Annotated in this window: 15 protein-coding genes; 12 read left to right on the plus strand and 3 right to left on the minus strand. The window is 54.0% G+C overall.

The window, feature by feature from the left end; all coding sequences use genetic code 11:
• Positions 1-4 precede the first annotated feature (4 nt).
• From lepB to acpS, 6 genes are all read left to right on the plus strand, one after another.
• Positions 5-979, plus strand: a complete 975-nt coding sequence (gene lepB, locus OGV98_RS03535) for a signal peptidase I (protein ID WP_003838377.1) — start codon at positions 5-7, stop codon at positions 977-979.
• Positions 980-1,248: 269 nt separating this feature from the next.
• The gene (gene rnc / locus OGV98_RS03540) at positions 1,249-1,929 is read left to right on the plus strand and encodes a ribonuclease III (protein WP_003037579.1); all 681 of its coding nucleotides are present in this window, start codon (positions 1,249-1,251) and stop codon (positions 1,927-1,929) included.
• A complete protein-coding gene (gene era, locus OGV98_RS03545; protein ID WP_003037581.1) occupies positions 1,926-2,831 on the plus strand; it encodes a GTPase Era in 906 nt (301 codons plus the stop codon). Before rnc ends, era begins: the two co-directional genes overlap by 4 nt.
• A gap of 27 nt (positions 2,832-2,858) precedes the next feature.
• On the plus strand, positions 2,859-3,587 hold the full coding sequence (gene recO / locus OGV98_RS03550; RefSeq protein WP_003037583.1) for a DNA repair protein RecO: 729 nt from the start codon (positions 2,859-2,861) through the stop codon (positions 3,585-3,587).
• Between the two features lie 11 nt (positions 3,588-3,598).
• Entirely contained in the window at positions 3,599-4,330 is a 732-nt protein-coding gene (gene pdxJ, locus OGV98_RS03555) for a pyridoxine 5'-phosphate synthase (protein ID WP_003838383.1), read from the plus strand.
• A complete protein-coding gene (acpS, locus tag OGV98_RS03560; protein ID WP_003037588.1) occupies positions 4,330-4,710 on the plus strand; it encodes a holo-ACP synthase in 381 nt (126 codons plus the stop codon). The genes pdxJ and acpS overlap by 1 nt, the downstream gene beginning before the upstream one ends.
• A 29-nt stretch (positions 4,711-4,739) precedes the next feature.
• Here the strand turns inward: acpS and OGV98_RS03565 are convergent, their stop codons facing one another.
• On the minus strand, positions 4,740-5,000 hold the full coding sequence (locus OGV98_RS03565) for a YfhL family 4Fe-4S dicluster ferredoxin (RefSeq protein ID WP_003037590.1): 261 nt from the start codon (positions 4,998-5,000) through the stop codon (positions 4,740-4,742).
• 55 nt (positions 5,001-5,055) lie between these two features.
• The gene (locus OGV98_RS03570; RefSeq protein ID WP_003037593.1) at positions 5,056-5,904 is read right to left on the minus strand and encodes a MurR/RpiR family transcriptional regulator; all 849 of its coding nucleotides are present in this window, start codon (positions 5,902-5,904) and stop codon (positions 5,056-5,058) included.
• A 117-nt stretch (positions 5,905-6,021) separates the two neighbouring features.
• Here OGV98_RS03570 and murQ point away from each other — a divergent pair, with 117 nt between their 5' ends.
• The 4 genes from murQ to tadA are packed head-to-tail and all read left to right on the plus strand — an operon-like array spanning position 6,022 to position 9,482.
• Positions 6,022-6,915 carry an N-acetylmuramic acid 6-phosphate etherase gene (murQ, locus tag OGV98_RS03575; protein ID WP_032937935.1) on the plus strand — a complete coding sequence of 298 codons (894 nt, stop codon included), beginning with the start codon at positions 6,022-6,024 and terminating at the stop codon, positions 6,913-6,915.
• Between the two features lie 9 nt (positions 6,916-6,924).
• Positions 6,925-8,289, plus strand: coding sequence for a PTS transporter subunit EIIC (locus OGV98_RS03580; protein ID WP_049002476.1), 1,365 nt, complete (start codon positions 6,925-6,927; stop codon positions 8,287-8,289).
• A gap of 3 nt (positions 8,290-8,292) precedes the next feature.
• Positions 8,293-8,928, plus strand: coding sequence for a phosphatidylglycerophosphatase C (gene yfhb, locus OGV98_RS03585; protein ID WP_003037603.1), 636 nt, complete (start codon positions 8,293-8,295; stop codon positions 8,926-8,928).
• A 17-nt stretch (positions 8,929-8,945) separates the two neighbouring features.
• Complete coding sequence (tadA, locus tag OGV98_RS03590; RefSeq protein ID WP_071524296.1) at positions 8,946-9,482, plus strand: tRNA adenosine(34) deaminase TadA; 537 nt, start codon at positions 8,946-8,948, stop codon at positions 9,480-9,482.
• 12 nt (positions 9,483-9,494) lie between these two features.
• On the opposite strand, the gene mltF is transcribed toward tadA, so the two are convergent.
• The gene (mltF, locus tag OGV98_RS03595) at positions 9,495-11,045 is read right to left on the minus strand and encodes a membrane-bound lytic murein transglycosylase MltF (RefSeq protein ID WP_003838390.1); all 1,551 of its coding nucleotides are present in this window, start codon (positions 11,043-11,045) and stop codon (positions 9,495-9,497) included.
• Between the two features lie 256 nt (positions 11,046-11,301).
• Here mltF and purL point away from each other — a divergent pair, with 256 nt between their 5' ends.
• The gene (purL, locus tag OGV98_RS03600; RefSeq protein WP_202581072.1) at positions 11,302-15,189 is read left to right on the plus strand and encodes a phosphoribosylformylglycinamidine synthase; all 3,888 of its coding nucleotides are present in this window, start codon (positions 11,302-11,304) and stop codon (positions 15,187-15,189) included.
• A 635-nt stretch (positions 15,190-15,824) separates the two neighbouring features.
• The gene (gene qseE, locus OGV98_RS03605) at positions 15,825-17,255 is read left to right on the plus strand and encodes a two component system sensor histidine kinase QseE/GlrK (protein ID WP_202581320.1); all 1,431 of its coding nucleotides are present in this window, start codon (positions 15,825-15,827) and stop codon (positions 17,253-17,255) included.
• The last annotated feature ends 11 nt before the right edge of the window (positions 17,256-17,266 follow it).

Below are 17,266 nucleotides of genomic sequence, written 5' to 3' on the forward strand. Positions count from 1 at the left end.
TGGCATGGCGAACATGTTTGCCCTGATTCTGGTGATTGCCACACTGGTGACGGGCATTTTATGGTGCGTAGATAAATTCATCTTCGCACCAAAACGCCGGGAGCGTCAGGCAGCAGCGCAAGCTGCTGCAGGTGATTCACTGGATAAAGCAACGCTGAAAAAAGTATCCCCTAAGCCGGGCTGGCTGGAAACCGGGGCATCCGTTTTCCCGGTACTGGCGATTGTGCTGGTGGTACGTTCATTTATTTATGAGCCGTTCCAGATCCCGTCAGGTTCGATGATGCCGACGCTGCTTATCGGTGACTTTATCCTGGTGGAGAAATTCGCCTACGGGATTAAAGATCCGATTTACCAGAAAACGCTGATCGAAACCGGTCATCCGAAACGCGGTGATATCGTGGTGTTTAAATACCCGGAAGATCCGCGCCTGGACTACATTAAACGTGCTGTCGGTTTACCGGGAGACAAAGTAACGTACGATCCAGTGGCGAAAGAAGTGACTATTCAGCCAGGATGCCGTTCCGGTCAGGCGTGTGAAAACGCGCTGCCGGTAACGTATTCGGATGTTCAGCCAAGTGATTTCGTACAGACCTTTGCGCGCCGTAACGGTGGGGAAGCGACCAGTGGCTTCTTTGAAGTTCCGCCGAACGAAACGAAAGAGAACGGTATTCGTCTCTCTGAGCGTAAAGAAACGCTGGGTGAGGTTACGCACCGCATTCTGACCGTGCCAATCGCGCAGGATCAGGTGGGAATGTATTACCGCCAGCCTGGTCAGCAACTGGCAACCTGGATCGTCCCGCCAGGGCACTACTTCATGATGGGTGATAACCGTGACAACAGCGCGGACAGCCGTTACTGGGGATTTGTGCCGGAAGCGAATCTGGTGGGTAAAGCGACCGCTATCTGGATGAGTTTCGATAAGCAAGAAGGTGAATGGCCGACCGGTGTGCGTTTAAGCCGTATTGGTGGCATTCACTAATCACCGATAATCGTTCACGTTGTCGTCATTACGGCGGCAGCGTGAATTATTTCTCGGATAAATTCCCGCAGACTAACGACATCCCTTGTCGTTGTGTATAGAATATTCCCCCGAAGTTTTAGGTTGGCACCGACAGGTTGCCACGGCACACGAAACAGCGTTGGTTTGTATATAAAAGCATGCAGGCGAAGCCAGATGGCTCCGCAAAGTGCGTATATCAGGTCTGTTTCGTGTGCTGAATTGTTGACGCATTCATTTATTGGTATCGCATGAACCCCATCGTAATTAATCGGCTTCAACGGAAGCTGGGCTACACTTTTAATCATCAGGAGCTTTTGCAGCAGGCATTAACTCACCGGAGCGCCAGCAGCAAACATAACGAGCGTTTAGAATTTCTGGGCGACTCTATTTTGAGCTTTGTTATCGCTAATGCGCTGTATCACCGTTTCCCACGAGTGGACGAAGGTGACATGAGCCGCATGCGCGCAACGCTGGTTCGCGGCAATACGCTGGCTGAATTAGCCCGTGAGTTTGACCTCGGTGAATGTTTACGTTTGGGGCCTGGTGAGCTGAAAAGCGGCGGCTTCCGTCGTGAATCGATCCTGGCCGATACCGTTGAAGCCTTGATCGGCGGCGTCTTCCTCGACAGCGATATTCAAACCGTTGAGCAATTAATCCTGAACTGGTATCAAACTCGTCTGGATGAAATTAGCCCAGGCGACAAACAAAAAGATCCGAAAACGCGCCTGCAGGAATATTTGCAGGGTCGCCACCTGCCTCTGCCGTCTTATTTGGTGGTACAGGTCCGTGGTGAAGCACACGATCAAGAATTTACTATCCACTGCCAGGTCAGCGGCCTGAGTGAACCGGTGGTTGGCACAGGTTCGAGCCGTCGTAAGGCTGAGCAGGCTGCCGCCGAACAGGCGTTAAAAAAACTGGAGCTGGAATGAGCGAAGAGAAAACTTACTGCGGATTTATTGCCATCGTCGGTCGCCCGAACGTCGGCAAATCCACCCTGTTGAATAATCTGCTTGGGCAGAAGATTTCTATTACCTCACGTAAGGCTCAGACAACACGTCACCGTATTGTTGGCATCCATACTGAAGGCGCGTATCAGGCGATTTATGTTGATACCCCGGGCCTGCATATGGAAGAAAAACGAGCGATCAACCGCCTGATGAACAAAGCGGCGAGCAGCTCGATCGGTGATGTTGAACTGGTTATTTTCGTTGTGGAAGGCACCCGCTGGACGCCGGACGACGAAATGGTGCTCAACAAGCTGCGTGATGGCAAAGCCCCGGTTATTCTGGCTGTGAACAAAGTAGACAACGTTCAGGAAAAAGCCGATCTGTTGCCGCACCTGCAGTTCCTGGCAAGCCAGATGAACTTCCTTGATATCGTGCCGATTTCTGCCGAAACCGGCTTGAATGTCGATACCGTTGCGGGCATCGTGCGTAAGCATTTGCCGGAAGCTATTCATCACTTCCCGGAAGATTACATCACCGACCGTTCTCAGCGCTTTATGGCCTCTGAAATCATCCGTGAAAAGCTGATGCGTTTTCTGGGTGCTGAACTGCCGTACTCCGTTACCGTGGAAATTGAGCGTTTTATCTCCAACGAGCGCGGTGGTTACGATATTAACGGTCTGATCCTCGTTGAACGTGAAGGGCAGAAGAAGATGGTTATTGGCAACAAAGGGGCCAAGATCAAAACCATCGGCATCGAAGCGCGTAAAGACATGCAGGAGATGTTCGAAGCGCCCGTTCACCTCGAACTGTGGGTGAAAGTGAAATCTGGCTGGGCCGATGACGAACGCGCGCTGCGTAGCCTCGGTTACGGCGACGACGTCTAAACCCATCTTCTGAAACACGGCGAGTATATGGAAGGATGGCAACGAGCCTTTGTCTTGCATAGTCGCCCCTGGAGCGAAACCAGTCTCGTGCTGGACGTCTTCACGGAAGAGTCGGGTCGCGTGCGTCTGGTGGCTAAAGGCGCACGTTCCAAACGTTCTAATCTCAAAGGCGCGCTCCAGCCTTTTACCCCGTTGTTGCTTCGCTTTGGTGGGCGTGGAGAGGTCAAAACCCTACGTAGTGCTGAAGCTGTTTCTCTGGCACTCCCTCTTAGCGGTATCACGCTGTACAGCGGCTTGTATATCAACGAGCTTGTCTCGCGCGTACTCGAGTACGAAACCCGCTTTTCTGAACTCTTTTTCGATTACCTGAACTGTATTCAGGCGCTGGCTGGCGCGACGGGTTCGCCAGAACCTGCATTGCGTCGCTTTGAGCTGGCCTTACTTGGACATCTGGGGTACGGCGTCGATTTTACCCACTGTGCGGGCAGCGGCGAGCCGGTAGACGACACTATGACCTATCGTTACCGGGAAGAAAAAGGGTTTATTGCCAGCGTCGTTATTGATAACAATACCTTTACCGGACGCCATCTCAAAGCACTTGAGTCGCGTGAATTTCCTGATGTCGATACGTTACGCGCCGCGAAACGCTTTACCCGCATGGCGTTAAAGCCGTATCTTGGTGGTAAGCCGTTAAAAAGCCGGGAACTGTTCCGGCAATTTATGCCAAAACGCGCAGTAAAAACAAATAATGATTAACGAGGATTGTCATGGCTGAATTACTGTTAGGCGTCAATATTGACCACATTGCCACGTTACGTAATGCACGCGGTACCGCATATCCGGACCCGGTTCAGGCAGCGTTTATCGTTGAACAGGCGGGCGCGGACGGTATTACCGTACACCTGCGTGAAGACCGTCGCCATATCACTGACCGTGACGTACGTATTTTGCGCCAGACGCTGGATACGCGCATGAATCTGGAAATGGCAGTCACCGAAGAGATGCTGGCGATTGCCGTTGAGACTAAGCCGCATTTTTGCTGCCTGGTGCCGGAAAAACGTCAGGAAGTTACCACTGAAGGTGGTCTGGACGTCGCCGGTCAGCGTGACAAGATGCGCGATGCCTGCAAACGCCTGGCGGACGCAGGCATTCTGGTTTCGCTGTTTATCGATGCCGACGAAGAACAGATTAAGGCCGCTGCGGAAGTTGGCGCGCCGTTTATTGAAATTCACACCGGCTGTTACGCCGATGCGAAAACCGACGCAGAGCAGGCCAGCGAACTGGCGCGTATCGCCAAAGCGGCAACTTTTGCCGCCAGCCTTGGCCTGAAGGTGAATGCGGGCCACGGCCTGACGTATCACAACGTTAAAGCTATCGCACGGATCCCGGAAATGCATGAGTTGAACATTGGCCATGCCATTATCGGACGCGCGGTGATGAGCGGTCTGAAAGATGCTGTGGTGGAAATGAAACGCCTGATGCTGGAAGCGCGTGGCTAATGGCGATTTTGGGATTAGGTACGGATATCGTGGAGATTGCCCGCATCGAAGCGGTAATCTCCCGTTCCGGCGACCGCCTGGCAAGACGTGTGCTCAGCGACAACGAATGGGCAATCTGGGAAACGCATCAGCAGCCGGTGCGTTTCCTGGCGAAGCGTTTTGCAGTCAAAGAGGCGGCAGCAAAAGCCTTTGGCACGGGTATTCGCAATGGGCTGGCGTTTAATCAGTTTGAAGTCTTTAATGACGAACTCGGTAAGCCGCGTCTGCGATTATGGGGAGAGGCGTTAAAACTGGCGGAAAAACTCGGCGTCGCGCATATGCATGTGACGCTGGCCGATGAGCGTCACTACGCCTGCGCCACGGTGATTATCGAGAGTTAGATTCTGCACGTTGCCGGATGGCGACGCGGTTAAAGTTTATCGGCGTGGTGCATCAGCACAAACTTATCCCACAACTGCTCTTCTGTTTCGACATGTGCCGGATCTTTCAAAATAGTATTGGGGATCGGGCACACCTTCTGGCAGGTTGGCGTGTCGTAATGGCCTACGCATTCCGTACACTTGTCGCTGTTAATCTCGTAAATGCTATCACCCATCGAAATCGCCTCATTCGGGCATTCGGGCTCGCACATATCGCAATTGATACACTTTTTAGTGATTAACAGGGCCATCAGGAAACTCTCAAAACATCACAAATCGGGCGGGCATTATACGCGCATTCTTTGCTCAGACCAGTTTTTTTACCAGAGCTTCGCTGTGGCGAATACGTTCCGGAGCATGCTCCAGATCCTGCTGCACCAGAGCCATAAACAGTAAATCAGTGAGCATCATTTGCGCATGAGTGGAAGAAATCGCTGCGCTGCGCGTGGCCTGCTCCTCGGCAATCGTGTACAGACAATGACTTGCCCGTTGCTGCAGGGCATTGGGTGTAAATCCAGTGATGGCGAGGATTTTCGCGCCGGTGCGCAACGTTTCATCCGCAGCCAGGTTGAGCTCGCGGCGCTCTCCGGTATACGAAATGGCCAGCAGCAGATCGTTGGGCGAAAGCGCTTGCACCGTCGCCAGCAGGGCGTGCATATCGCGTTCCACCACCGCGTTAAAACCAATCTTCAGCAACTTCCAGGCAAAATTCTGTGCCACCAGACCCGATGCGCCAATCCCGGTCACGATAATGCGCCGGGCTGAGCGCAACATTGTGACGCTCTCCATCAGTTTTTCTTCGCTGTTGACGTCCAGCGTCGCATGCATCGCCGCCACGTTCTCCTGAATCAACTTTTCCCCCACCAGACGCATAGGATCGTCACCGCGAATCTGATTATGTACCGGAATGGAATGGGGGTTGGGATTGCTGGCCAGCGCTTCGCTGATCGCTAGTTTGAGTGCAGGAAATCCTTTAAAACCCATCTTTTGCGCGAACTTCACCACGCTGGACTGGCTGACGCCCGCCTCTGCGGCCAACTGTTGCGAACTGAGATGACGCGCAGTATCCGGCTGGGAAAGGAGATAATCCGCCAATTTTTTATCGCTTTGCGCGAGGTCCGGGTAACGCTGACGAATGCGAATTAAACAGTTCATGCTGTCTCCTGGCGAAAACGTGATGGCGATTACAAAACAAAATTTCATTCGCCTGGATGAATATAATATTCCATTATGGCAGATTATTATGAATTAAAAATTCCTAAGGAACAAAAAATGAATCTAGGTGCATTAGTTTCAGAAACCCGCAATCCACAGACCATGGACCTGGATGCGCTCTCCACGCTGGAGTTGGTTCATCGTTTTAATCAACAGGATACGCTGGTAGCCGAAGCAGTAAAAGCAACTCTGCCTCAAGTTGCGTGTGCGGTCGATGCGGCAGCTAACGCGCTAAAAGCAGGTGGTCGCATTATTTACATGGGAGCGGGGACCAGCGGGCGTCTCGGGGTACTGGATGCGTCTGAATGCCCACCGACCTTCGGCGTTCCACACGGTCTGGTGGTTGGATTGATTGCCGGGGGACCGGGCGCGCTGCTGAAGGCGGTTGAGGGTGCGGAAGATAACCCACAGTTAGGTGAAGACGATCTACGTGCGCTCAATCTTACCGCGCAGGATCTGGTGGTGGGGCTGGCCGCATCTGGTCGCACGCCGTATGTAATTGGTGGGCTGAAATATGCGCGTTCGGTTGGCTGTACGACGGTGGCTATTTCTTGCAATCCGGATTCCCCTATCGCGCATGAAGCGGATATCGCCATTTCTCCGGTAGTGGGGCCAGAGGCGCTGACCGGGTCAACACGACTGAAATCCGGCACCGCGCAAAAGCTGGTGCTCAATATGATCTCCACCGGGGCGATGGTGAAGTTCGGTAAGGTTTATCAGAACCTGATGGTGGACATGCAGGCAACCAACGTCAAACTGATCGATCGGGCGTGCCGCATGGTGGTTGAAGCCACGGGCATTGCGCGTGAACAGGCGCAAGCGCTGCTAAAGCAGACTGATTTTGACGTTAAGCCAGCTATTTTAATGGCGCTCACCGGCCTTGACGCCGCTGCGGCCCGCGAAAAGCTTGCCGCTCACCAGGGTTTTTTACGCGCGGCGTTAGAACACTAAGAGGTGTATATGGATAAGACGGCGGTGCTGGCCAGCGATATTCTACTGGGTGTTGGCGGAGAGAAAAATATTCTGCGCCTGGAAAACTGTATGACCCGCGTCAGGGTTGAAGTTCAGGATGATGGACAGCTCGATATCCCTCGTCTCAAGCAACTGCCCGGTGTCAGCGGCTACGTGAAGCAGGGCGCGCAGCACCAGATTATTGTTGGCCCCGGTAAAGCGGCCAAAGTGGTGGATGCCATGCGTTCCCTGATTGCCGATGGCGGCGAGCGAGCAGGTGCCAATGATATCGAGCGCACAAAGTCAGAGGCCAAAGCGAAGTACAAAGCGCCGATGAGCGATGCGCTGCGCAAGCTGGCGAACGTCTTTATCCCTCTTATTCCGGCGTTTATCGCCTCCGGTTTGATTACCGGCATTATTAACATCCTTAAGCGCCCGGACATCGTGGGGGATTTTGCGACCCACTATCCGAATATGCTGGGGTTGATGGGCATATTTGGCAGCGCCGTGTTTGCCATTATGAATATTCTGGTCGGGGTGAATACCGCCAAAGTTTTCGGTGGTTCCCTGGCGATGGGCGGGGTTATGGCGGGGATCCTCTCCAGCCCGCAACTGGCACAAATCACGCTGTTTGGCGAAGCGTTGCAGCCGGGGCGCGGCGGAGTGATCGCGGTACTGCTGGTGGTGGCGTTGATGTGTTGGATCGAACGCAAATTCCGCGAGCTGTTGCCAGAATCACTGGAGCTTATCCTTAATCCGCTGCTGACTACCATCATTACCGGCGTAATCGCGATTGTGGCGCTGCAACCGCTTGGCGGCTGGATTTCTGAGTCTATTGCTCACGGCGCATCCTGGGCTATCGATCGCGGCGGTTTTCTGGTCGGTGCCGTGCTGGCAGGAACCTTCCTGCCGTTGGTGCTCACTGGACTTCATCAGGGATTGGTGCCCATCCATGTTGAGCTGGTTCAGGCACACGGTTATAACGCGCTCTTTCCGATCCTGGCGATGGCGGGCGTTGGGCAAATAGGTGCTGCGATCGCGGTTCTGATGAAAACCCGAAATGCGCGGTTAAAAAAAGTAATCAAAGGTGCACTGCCTGTCGGACTGCTGGGTATAGGCGAGCCGCTGATTTTTGGCGTAACGCTGCCGTTGGGTAAGCCGTTTATCGGTGCATGTCTTGGTGGCGCGGTTGGTGGAGCGCTTATTAGCTACTGGAAGGTGGCGACGGTCATCACGTTTGGCATCTCCGGATTACCGCTGGCACTGACGATTGTTGCCGGAAAAGTGATGTTCTATCTGTTAGGCTATCTGGTAGCAGTTATCGCCGGGTTCCTGTTTACCTGGCTATTGGGATTCACTGATCCAGAGGAATAAGGTTTGACCAATCACCAGCGCCGCGTTGTCTTTTTTGATTTGGATGGCACGTTACACCAGCAGGATATGTTCGGTAGTTTTATTCGTTATCTGCTGCGTCGCCAGCCGCTGAACGCGTTGCTGGTGCTGCCTCTGCTACCGGTGATTGCGCTGGCATTGCTGATACAAGGGCGCGCCGCCCGCTGGCCAATGAGCCTGCTGTTATGGGGATGCACTTTTGGTCGCAGCGAGGCGCGTCTGAAAGCGCATCAGGCCGACTTTGTGCGCTGGTTTCGCAGTAACGTGACGGCGTTTCCGCTCGTTCAGCAGCGCCTGACAACCTACCTGTTAAGCTCTGACGCTGACATCTGGCTTATCACCGGCTCTCCGCAGTCGTTGGTCGAGCAGGTTTACTTTGATACTCCGTGGCTACCGCGAGTCAATCTGATCGCCAGCAAAATGGCGCGGGGATACGGCGGCTGGGTGCTGACTCTGCGCTGTCTGGGCCATGAGAAAGTGACGCAACTGGAGCGGCAGATTGGCGCACCGTTGTCTCTCTACAGCGGCTACAGCGACAGTAAGCAGGATAATCCGTTACTCTCTTTTTGCCAGCATCGCTGGCGCGTCACGCCGCGCGGAGAGCTGCAACAACTCGAATAGAGTAAACGATAGCGTCTGTGTATAATGCGCCCGCTTTTATTGGTGGAGTAACCCCTTTGTCAGATGTTGAATTTAGCCACGAATACTGGATGCGTCATGCTTTAACGCTGGCTAAGCGCGCCTGGGATGAGCGTGAAGTCCCGGTGGGTGCGGTATTGGTACATAACAACCGAGTGATTGGCGAAGGCTGGAACCGCCCGATAGGTCATCATGATCCGACTGCCCACGCTGAGATTATGGCGCTGCGTCAGGGCGGCCTGGTGCTGCAAAACTACCGTCTGTTAGATGCCACGCTGTACGTCACTCTGGAGCCGTGCGTGATGTGCGCAGGCGCGATGGTGCACAGCCGTATCGGTCGGGTCGTTTTTGGTGCACGCGATGCGAAAACGGGCGCTGCCGGGTCATTAATGGATGTGCTGCATCACCCCGGGATGAATCATCGGGTTGAAGTGACAGAGGGGGTACTGCGGGATGAATGTGCCACGTTGCTCAGTGATTTCTTTCGCATGCGTCGGCAGGAAATCAAGGCCCTGAAAAAATCCGCTAATCAGTAAATACCAATCAGACTACTGGTCCTCTTTCTTCTGTGCCGAAAATAGCAGGGAAGGGGAGTGCGACAGGTAGTTTGACGACGTCTGAGTCAGAAAGGCTGAAAGCGGAAATTTATCTTTACCCAACAGCTCAGCCGGTGACACCGCCGGGTAATCCTGAGCCAGTTGCTGCGTTTCCTGCGCCTGTTTTTCTTTCTCCTGCAGATACCCCACCAGGCTAATCTGGTACTTACGGATATTTTCCACATAGGCGTAAGCTTCGTGGCCACGCGCATAGCCATAGGTCAGCTTGTTGTAATACGGCTTTTGGCTGAGCAGCGGTAGCCGCTGTTTTACGTCGGACCAACTGTTCGGATTGCCTTTGGTTTTCACCGTTAGCGCCCGCGCATCAAGCATGTGCGCATAACCCATGTTATAGGCTGCAAGGGCAAACCAGATGCGTTCTCCTTCGGGGACGGTATCCGGTACTTTACTCATCATATCCTGCAAGTATCGCGCGCCGCCGCTGATGCTCTGTTCTGCATCGGTACGGTCAGTCAGCCCGAGACTTTGAGCAGTATTTTTGGTCAGCATCATCAGTCCGCGTACGCCGGTTGGAGAGGTGGCCTGCGCGTCCCAGTGTGATTCCTGATATGAGATAGCAGCCAGCAGTCGCCAGTCTATCTCCTGCGCATACTTCTCAAACAGCGGCTTAAGGTCCGGCAACACGCTGTCTACGGCGCGCAAAAAGGTGCGGGTATCGACATAGTCAAAATCATCGCCATGCCCGAGATATTTCTCTTCCAGCCGTGCCAGAGAACCGTCTTCATTCATGGTGTTAAAGAAATCCAACAAGGCGGCAGACAGCGTGTTGTCATCGTCCAGACGACTAAACCAGGTCACCGGCTGTTCGTCAGAGACGTCCAGCGCCACGGCCAGCTCAGGATGCACGCGTTGGTATAAGCTGATGGCGACAGAATCTGCAATGGTGTAATCCAGCTTTCCGGCGATTACATCATCGAGCAATTCGGTGGTGCCCTTTTTGTCATCAACTTTCCAGCTCAGATCGGGAAATTTTTTCTCTTTTAGCTGCTGGAGGTCGTTAACCACCACGTGCCCCGGGGCGATAGTCAGTTGGCTTTCGTTCACGGTGGCAAGCGTGCGCGGGCGATATTGCCCAACCCGGTACACCAGCTGTTGTGAAACCGAATAATAGGTCGGGCCCGGCTGGTAATTTTTCACCCGCTCGCTGTTATAGACCAGGCCTGCGGCTAACAGGTCGGCATTGCCGTTATCCAGGTCGTCAAAAAGCTGGCTGATGTTCTGGCGTACGGTAACTTTTAACTTCACGCCTAAGTAGTCGGCAAATTCCTGGGCCAGTTCATAATCCAGGCCGAATTTTTTGCCGTTGAGGGTCGCGTAAGTTAACGGCGAGTCGATGGTACTGACGCGCAGCTCTCCCCGCGACTGAATGGCGGCGATACGATTTTCGGCTTTACCGAACCAGGGAATAGATGGCCAAAGGGCCGCTGCCAACAACAGCGTCAATATGCCGATGAACAGATAATTAATCTTTAATTTTTTCAATTAGTTAATTCTCTGAACCGTACGTTTTCTCTGCCTGCTGTGGTGCTGATTAAGAAGTGAAGTCGTCATTAATGAACGGCATTTTGCTTAAACTTGCGTCAGTTGGCAACTTATTCAGAAATCTGACCGCATTTGATGATAAGTGACGGTCGTGATTTTATTTCGACGCAAACGGTTTCGTCGGCGCGGTAGATTCTTTATAATGACGCCCGTTTCCCCACTTGGGCACACCGAAAGCTTAGAAGACGAGAGACTTATGATGGAAATTCTGCGTGGTTCACCTGCACTGTCTGCATTCCGTATTAACAAACTGCTGGCACGTTTTCAGGCTGCCAACCTCCAGGTCCACAATATTTACGCCGAGTACGTCCATTTTGCCGATCTGAATGCACCGTTAAATGAAGATGAGCACGCGCAGCTTGCACGCCTGCTGAAATATGGTCCTGCTCTGCAAAGCCACGCCCCGGAAGGAAAACTGCTGCTGGTTACGCCTCGCCCTGGCACCATCTCCCCGTGGTCTTCTAAAGCGACTGATATTGCCCACAACTGCGGTCTGCACCAGATTAGCCGCCTGGAACGTGGCATTGCCTGGTATGTAGAAGCCTCTACACTGACCGCTGAGCAATGGCAGATGGTGGCCGACGAACTGCACGACCGCATGATGGAAACGGTTTTCTCTGCGCTGAACGATGCCGAAAAACTGTTTGTCCATCACCAACCGGCGCCGGTCTCCAGCGTTGATCTACTGGGTGAGGGGCGTCAGGCGCTGATCGACGCTAACCTGCGTCTGGGTCTGGCGCTGGCGGAAGACGAAATTGACTATCTGCAGGATGCGTTCACCAAACTGGGGCGCAACCCGAACGACATTGAACTGTACATGTTTGCGCAGGCCAACTCCGAGCACTGCCGCCACAAGATTTTTAACGCCGACTGGGTTATTGACGGTAAACAACAGCCTAAGTCGCTGTTCAAGATGATCAAGAATACCTTCGAAACCACGCCGGACCACGTGCTGTCTGCCTATAAAGACAACGCCGCGGTAATGGAAGGTTCTGAAGTGGGTCGCTATTTTGCCGATCACAAAACCGGCCGCTACGATTTCCATCAGGAACCAGCCCACATCCTGATGAAGGTAGAAACTCATAACCACCCGACGGCTATCTCTCCGTGGCCAGGTGCGGCAACCGGCTCCGGCGGAGAAATCCGCGATGAGGGTGCAACTGGTCGTGGTGCAAAACCGAAAGCCGGGCTGGTAGGCTTCTCCGTCTCCAACCTGCGTATTCCTGGCTTTGAACAGCCTTGGGAAGAGGACTTTGGTAAGCCGGATCGTATTGTCACCGCGCTCGACATCATGACCGAAGGCCCGCTGGGCGGCGCGGCGTTTAACAACGAATTTGGTCGCCCGGCGCTGACCGGCTACTTCCGTACCTATGAAGAAAAGGTCAACAGCCATAACGGCGAAGAGCTGCGCGGTTACCATAAACCGATCATGCTGGCAGGCGGGATCGGTAACATCCGTGCCGATCACGTGCAGAAGGGCGAGATCGTCGTTGGCGCCAAGCTGATCGTCCTCGGCGGCCCGGCGATGAACATTGGCCTTGGCGGCGGGGCAGCCTCCTCTATGGCTTCTGGCCAGTCTGATGCCGATCTTGATTTCGCTTCTGTACAGCGTGACAACCCGGAAATGGAACGTCGTTGCCAGGAAGTTATCGACCGTTGCTGGCAGATGGGCGATGCGAACCCAATTCTGTTTATCCATGACGTTGGCGCGGGTGGTCTGTCTAACGCCATGCCGGAGCTGGTAAGCGATGGCGGTCGCGGCGGTAAGTTCCAGCTGCGCGATATCCTCAGCGATGAGCCGGGTATGAGCCCGCTGGAAATCTGGTGTAACGAGTCCCAGGAGCGCTACGTGCTGGCGGTTGCTGCCGATCAATTGCCGCTGTTTGACGAACTGTGTAAGCGCGAGCGCGCGCCGTACGCGGTCATCGGTGAAGCAACCGAAGAACAGCATCTGACCTTGAGCGACAGCCACTTCGACAACCAGCCGATCGACATGCCACTCGATGTGCTGCTGGGTAAAACACCGAAAATGACCCGCGATGTGCAGACGCTGAAAGCCAAAGGCGATGCACTGGATCGTAGTGAAATCTCGATTGCAGATGCGGTTAACCGCGTGCTGCATCTGCCGACTGTCGCGGAGAAAACGTTCCTCGTGACTATCGGTGACCGTACCGTTACCGGTATGGTGGCGCGTGACCAGATGGTTGGTCCATGGCAGATCCCGGTCGCCAACTGCGCGGTCACTACCGCAAGCCTCGATAGCTACTACGGCGAAGCGATGTCTCTCGGCGAGCGCGCGCCAGTCGCATTGCTCGACTTCTCAGCCTCTGCGCGTCTGGCTGTAGGTGAGGCGCTGACCAACATTGCGGCAACGCAGATTGGCGATATCAAACGCATTAAACTGTCGGCCAACTGGATGGCGGCTGCAGGTCACCCTGGCGAAGACGCCGGACTGTACGAAGCGGTAAAAGCCGTTGGGGAAGAATTATGTCCGGCGCTTGGCCTGACCATTCCGGTGGGCAAAGACTCTATGTCTATGAAAACCCGCTGGCAGGAAGACAACGAACAGCGTGAAATGACCTCGCCGCTATCGCTGGTGATCACCGCCTTTGCCCGCGTGGAAGATGTGCGCCACACCATTACCCCGCAGCTTTCTACTGAAGATAACGCCCTGTTGCTGATTGACCTTGGTCTGGGTCACAACGCGCTTGGTGCGACGGCGCTGGCGCAGGTTTACCGTCAACTGGGGGATAAGCCTGCCGATGTGCGTAACGTAGCGCAACTGAAAGGCTTCTACGACGCCATTCAGGCGCTGGTCGCACAACGTAAGCTGCTGGCCTACCACGATCGCTCCGACGGTGGCTTGCTGGTGACGCTGGCGGAAATGGCCTTCACTGGTCACTGCGGTATTGAAGCTGATATCCACTCTCTGGGTGAAGATCGTCTGGCGGCGCTGTTTAACGAAGAGCTGGGCGCGGTGATTCAGGTTCGCGCAGGTGATCGTGAAGCGGTTGAGGCGTTGCTGGCTCAACATGGCCTGGCCAATTGCGTGCACTATCTGGGGAAAGCCGTGCAGGGCGACCGCTTCGTGGTCGAAGCAGATGGTCATGTGGTGTTCAGCGAAAGTCGCACCACGATGCGTATGTGGTGGGCGGAAACCACCTGGCAGATGCAGCGTCTGCGCGATAACCCGGAATGCGCCGATCAGGAACACGACGCTAAAACCAACGATGCCGATCCGGGTCTCAACGTCAAACTGACGTTCGATATTAACGACGATGTTGCCGCGCCGTATATCGCCACCGGGGCGCGTCCGAAAGTGGCCGTGCTGCGCGAGCAGGGCGTGAACTCCCACGTTGAGATGGCAGCAGCTTTCCACCGTGCGGGCTTTGACGCCATCGATGTACACATGAGCGATCTGCTGGGTGGACGCATCGGCCTGGGTAACTTCCAGGCGCTGGTAGCCTGCGGCGGCTTCTCTTACGGCGATGTACTCGGCGCAGGGGAAGGATGGGCGAAGTCAATTTTGTTCAACAACCGCGTGCGTGATGAGTTCGAAACCTTCTTCCATCGCCCGCAAACCCTGGCGCTCGGAGTGTGTAACGGTTGCCAGATGATGTCTAACCTGCGTGAGCTAATCCCCGGAAGCGACCTGTGGCCGCGCTTTGTGCGTAACAACTCCGACCGCTTTGAAGCCCGCTTCAGCCTGGTCGAAGTGACGCAAAGCCCGTCTTTACTGCTTGCCGATATGGTGGGGTCGATGATGCCGATTGCCGTTTCTCACGGTGAAGGCCGTGTGGAAGTGCGTGACGGTGCGCATCTGGCTCAGCTTGAGAGCAAAGGTCTGGTGGCACTGCGCTACGTCGATAACTTCGGTAAGGTGACCGAGGCTTACCCGGCTAACCCGAACGGTTCGCCGAATGGTATTACTGCTGTGACCACTGAAAATGGTCGCGTCACCATTATGATGCCGCACCCGGAACGCGTGTTCCGTACCGTGAGCAACTCCTGGCACCCGGAAAACTGGGGCGAGGACAGCCCGTGGATGCGTATCTTCCGCAACGCGCGTAAACAGCTTGGATAATTAGCCTATGATCATCAAGCCCCTCTTCGTGAGGGGCTTTTTTTGTCTGCCGCCTGATGACGCTACGCTTATCAGGCTTACGGGGAAATGCGGTTGTAGGCCGGATAAGGCGTTCACGCCGCTATCCGGCAATAAACTCAGCGCTTGCACCTAAAAGTAAAGTGTCGGGAAATGCCGACATAGGTAAGGTTACATTGTCGCCAAAAAGAGACATTTAATTATTTGATTTAAAACGAATTTATTTTTAAGTGTTACAGGTGTTGCTGATTGGCGACGGTGTGGGTGAAAAATGGACAATATCATTTCTCATATAAATAATCATATTTTCTATATTTATCATTGTGTTAATAAAGTGTTTTGAATATTGGCACAGATGCTGCATAATATTAACCAGTGGCTCATTCACCTTCTTATGTCAGCCCCTTCGGGACGTGCTACATAAACTTCGAATGACGCACAACAAGGTGCCTGCCGTCCAACATCTGATATTAGCGAAGCTCATATCAACCTCCGGGCGAAACGTCGAGTTAGGCACCGCCTTATTCCGCAACAAAGCCGGGTTAATCCCGGCTTTGTTGTATCTGGCGTTCCCCTCAGTTAGCATCAACCTATTCCTGTCCATTGAGAGTAACGCCTTGAAGCGCTGGTCAGTTTTCCCCCGATCTTTACGTCAATTGGTGATGTTGGCATTTTTGCTGATCCTGTTGCCGTTGTTAGTTTTGGCCTGGCAGGCATGGCAAAGTCTGAATGCCCTGAGCGCGCAGGCTGCGCTGACGAACCGCACCACGCTGATTGACGCCAGACGCAGTGAAGCGATGACCAATGCTGCGCTGGAGATGGAGCGCAGCTATCGGCAATACTGTGTGCTTGATGACTCAACGTTGGCCAAGGTCTACCAAAGTCAGCGTAAACGCTACAGCGATATGCTGGATGCGCATGCGGGGGTGTTGCCAGATACCAAGCTCTACCAGGCGTTGCGTCAGGATCTTAACGATCTCGCGCAGTTGCAGTGTAAAAACAGCGGCCCTGACAGTGTGTCGGCTGCACGGCTGGAAGCGTTCGCCAATGCCAATACCGAGATGGTGCAAGCGACGCGTACCGTCGTCTTTTCTCGTGGCCAGCAGTTACAGCAGGAAATAGCCGAACGCGGGCAGTTTTTTGGCTGGCAGGCACTGGTGCTGTTTCTCCTTAGCCTGGCGATGGTGCTGTTGTTTACCCGTATGATTATCGGTCCGGTGAAGGGCATCGAACGGATGATCAACCGTCTGGGAGAAGGGCGCTCGTTGGGCGATAGCGTATTATTAACTGGGCCCCGTGAGCTGCGATCCGTGGGGCAGCGTATTATCTGGTTAAGCGAACGCCTCTCCTGGCTTGAGTCGCAACGGCATCAGTTTTTACGCCATCTTTCTCATGAGCTGAAAACACCGCTGGCGAGTATGCGTGAAGGTACCGAATTGCTGGCCGATCAGGTAGTGGGCCCGTTAACACCGGAGCAAAAAGAGGTGGTCGGCATCCTCGATGACAGCAGCCGCAACTTGCAAAAACTGATTGAGCAACTTCTCGATTACAACCGCAAGCTGGCGGATGATGAGGCTGAGCTTGAAAGTGTGGAAATCGCGCCGCTGGTGGAAAGCGTTGTTTCTGCGCATAGCCTGCCCGCTCGCGCCAAAATGATACATACTGATGTTGCGCTTGCGGTGAACGCCTGCCTGGCGGAACCGATGCTGTTGATGAGCGTGCTGGACAATCTTTATTCCAATGCGGTGCACTACGGCGCTGAATCCGGTAACATTTGGATCCGCAGCAGTTTGCATGGATCAACGGTATACATCGATGTAATGAATACCGGCACACCGATCCCAGAAGCAGAACAGACCATGATCTTCGAGCCTTTTTTCCAGGGTAGCCATCAGCGAAAAGGGGCGGTAAAAGGAAGCGGGTTGGGGCTAAGCATTGCCAGAGATTGCATTCGCCGTATGCCGGGCAAACTGTATCTGGTTGATGACCACGCGCAAAACGTTTGTTTTCGCATAGAACTGCCGCTAGCTGCTGCGAAAAATCACTAAAATAAACCTAA

It is taken from the genome of Citrobacter sp. Cf136 (assembly GCF_030333815.1).
In the GTDB taxonomy this organism is placed as follows: domain Bacteria; phylum Pseudomonadota; class Gammaproteobacteria; order Enterobacterales; family Enterobacteriaceae; genus Citrobacter; species Citrobacter freundii.